Source organism: Peterkaempfera griseoplana, assembly GCF_001418575.1.
Classification (GTDB): Bacteria; Actinomycetota; Actinomycetes; order Streptomycetales; family Streptomycetaceae; genus Peterkaempfera; species Peterkaempfera griseoplana.
On sequence record NZ_LIQR01000677.1, the window covers coordinates 1 to 3,016 of the forward strand.

Below are 3,016 nucleotides of genomic sequence, written 5' to 3' on the forward strand. Positions count from 1 at the left end.
CCACCGGCGGCCTGACCCTCACCGCACCGTACGGACTGGACGCCCTCGGCAGGGCCGGCACCATCGTCGTGCCGGCCTGGCGCTCGATCTCGCAGGCCCCTCCGGTGGAGGCGATCGCCGCCCTGCGCAAGGCCCACCAGGAGGGCGCCCGGATCATCGGCCTCTGCACCGGGGCCTTCGTCCTGGCCGCAGCGGGGTTGCTGGACGGACGCCCGGCCACCACCCACTGGATGTACGCGCCGACCCTGGCCAAGCGCTATCCGCGGGTGCATGTGGACCCGCGGGAGCTCTTCGTCGACGACGGCGACGTCCTCACCTCGGCCGGCACGGCCGCCGGAATAGACCTCTGCCTGCATGTGGTGCGCACCGACCACGGCGCGGAGGCGGCCAACGCGCTGGCCCGCCGCCTGGTGGTGCCGGCCCGCAGGCCCGGCGGTCAGGCCCAGTACATCGACAGGTCTTTACCTGAGGAGATCGGCAACGACCCGCTCGCCGAGGTCGTGACCTGGGCCCTGGAGAACCTCAACCAGCAGTTCGACGTGGAGGCACTGGCTGCCCGTGCCTATATGAGCCGGCGCACCTTCGACCGGCGCTTCCGTTCGCTGACCGGCAGTGCCCCGCTGCAGTGGCTGATCACCCAGCGGGTGCTCCAGGCGCAGCGGCTGCTGGAGACCTCCGACCTGTCGGTGGACGAGGTGGCCCGCCGTTGCGGCTTCCGCTCGCCGGTGGCGCTGCGCGGGCACTTCCGCAGGCAGCTGGGTGTCTCCCCCGCCGTGTACCGGACCAACTTCCGGTCCCGGCGGCCGCAGTCGCCCGCCGTCGTGCCCTCGCAGGCGCAGGCGCAGCCGGCGGAGCGTCCACCGGGCGGCTCCGGCCACCACCCGGGCGGCGGTCCCGGCGGCACTCCGCTCCAGCAGGGGTTCCCCGCGGAGCGGGGCGGCAGGGCCGTACCTCCGTCCGCGCTGCCGGACCACTCGGCCATCGACGACGGCCGCCCGCAGCCGGGCGCCCGGGGTCGGGGTCACCGGGTGGAGCGTGCCGAGGCGCCCGACGGCCAGGGTCCTCAGCCCGGGGGCGACGGGCAGGCGGCGGAAGCCCGCCGGGGGCGCACTGTGCCCGGTCCGCGCGGTCGCGCCGTAGGGTGAGACATGTGAACGACCGGATGGTATGGATCGACTGTGAGATGACAGGCCTCGACCTCGACCGGGACGCCCTGGTCGAGGTGGCTGCGCTGGTCACGGATTCCGAGCTCAACATCCTCGGCGAGGGTGTGGACATCGTGATCCGGCCGCCTGCGGAGGCCCTGGCGAACATGCCCGAGGTGGTGCGTCAGATGCACACCTCCTCGGGCCTGCTCGAGGAGCTGGACTCCGGGGTGACGCTGGCCGAGGCCGAGGCGATGGTGCTCGCCTATGTGCGCGAGCACGTCCCGGACGCCGGGAAGGCGCCGCTCTGCGGCAACTCGGTGGCCACCGACCGCGGTTTCCTCTCCCGCGACATGCCGGCGCTGGAGGCGCACCTCCACTACCGCATCGTGGATGTCTCCTCCATCAAGGAGCTGGCCCGCCGCTGGTATCCGCGCGCCTACTACAACAGCCCGGAGAAGAACGGCAACCACCGGGCGCTGGCCGACATCCGGGACTCCATCATCGAGCTCCGCTACTACCGCGAGGCCGTGTTCGTGCCGCAGCCCGGTCCCGACAGCGACACGGCCCGGGCCATAGCCGCCCGGAATGCGGCGCTGCCGTCCTGACCTGGCACCCTCGCCGTGACGCGGTTCTCCGCGACACCGGGTGGGCGTGCGGAAACCCTGGCGCGAGCACCCCTTTGGATCCTGTAGAGTTATCCGCGTCGGAGCGCGAGGCGCACCGAACAGATGGTGGGCGTAGCTCAGCTGGTAGAGCGCCGGGTTGTGGTCCCGGAGGTCGCGGGTTCGAGCCCCGTCGCTCACCCCACCAAGAAGGCCGCCGGTCTGCGAGAGCAGGCTGGCGGCCTTCTTTCTGCGTACCCGCCCCCTCCGGCCCTGCCGACCGGCATGTCGGGCATCTCCGCGCGGGCTGCGGCGCCCCAGCCGGCGGAATCGGGCGTGCGTCGCCCCGTGGTGAAGGCCCGTCATCTCAGGTGCGGTCCAATGCCCCTGTCCCGGCAGACCTACCCGCTGGTAACATCCCGCGCATGACCGGACCGACGCCTTCGATCGGCGAGCTGCTGGCGGCCACCGTGCCCATGGCCCGCACCCTGAAGCTGGAGTACCTGGAGACCTCCCCCGAGCGGGCGGTGCTCCGGCTGCCGGACCAGCCCGACTTCCACAACCACGTCGGCGGCCCGCACGCCGGAGCCATGTTCACGCTCGCCGAGTCGGCCAGCGGCTGTATCGTCCTCGCCGCCTTCAGCGACCAGCTGTCGCGGGCCGTGCCGCTCGCCGTGAGCGCCGAGATCGCCTACCGGAAGCTCGCCATGGGCCCGGTCACCGCCACGGCGGTACTGGACCGCCCGGCGGCGGAGGTGGTCGCCGAGCTGGACCGGGGCGAGCGGCCCGAGTTCAGGGTCACGGTGCAGATCACCCGTGAGGACGGCGCCGTCACCGGAGAGATGACCATCGTCTGGACGCTGCGTCCCAACTCCTGAGGTACGGGGCCGGGGCGCCGGGACCTCCGAGAGCCCCGTTCCGGAGCCGTCCGGCCGCCGAGGGGCCACCGCAGTCCCGGGACTCCTCGGCGGCCGGCCGCGTAGCCTCCACCCCCCCGCCAGGCCGTCCGGACCCGCCTCGGCCACCCCGATCCCCCGGGGGGGCACGTCGCTCCCGTCGCAGGGCCGCTCACCACCCGATCCGCGAGACCCGGACGCGCCGCCCTGTCCACCCGGCCCGTCAGCGTCGCCCGCGCCGGCCGTGCCCGACCCGTCAGCGCCACCCAATCCGTCAGACGCCTGGACCCGGACGTGCCTGACCCGGCCGCACCGCCCTACGCGCCCGCCCCGGCCGCGCCGCCCGACCCGGACCCGCCCGACCCATCAG

3 protein-coding genes and 1 tRNA gene are annotated in these 3,016 nt (G+C 73.6%); all 4 read left to right on the top strand.

Translation table 11 applies throughout. The features are described from left to right. On the top strand, positions 1-1,145 hold a 1,145-nt coding region (locus tag AOK09_RS35215; RefSeq protein WP_175609384.1), incomplete at its 5' end, for a helix-turn-helix domain-containing protein. A gap of 5 nt (positions 1,146-1,150) precedes the next feature. Further along, entirely contained in the window at positions 1,151-1,753 is a 603-nt protein-coding gene (orn, locus tag AOK09_RS35220; RefSeq protein ID WP_055591262.1) for an oligoribonuclease, read from the top strand. Positions 1,754-1,879: 126 nt separating this feature from the next. Further along, positions 1,880-1,955, top strand: a tRNA-His gene (locus tag AOK09_RS35225). Between the two features lie 220 nt (positions 1,956-2,175). After that, positions 2,176-2,628: a DUF4442 domain-containing protein gene (locus AOK09_RS35230; RefSeq protein ID WP_055591263.1), complete on the top strand. Its 453-nt coding sequence runs from the start codon at positions 2,176-2,178 to the stop codon at positions 2,626-2,628. The last annotated feature ends 388 nt before the right edge of the window (positions 2,629-3,016 follow it).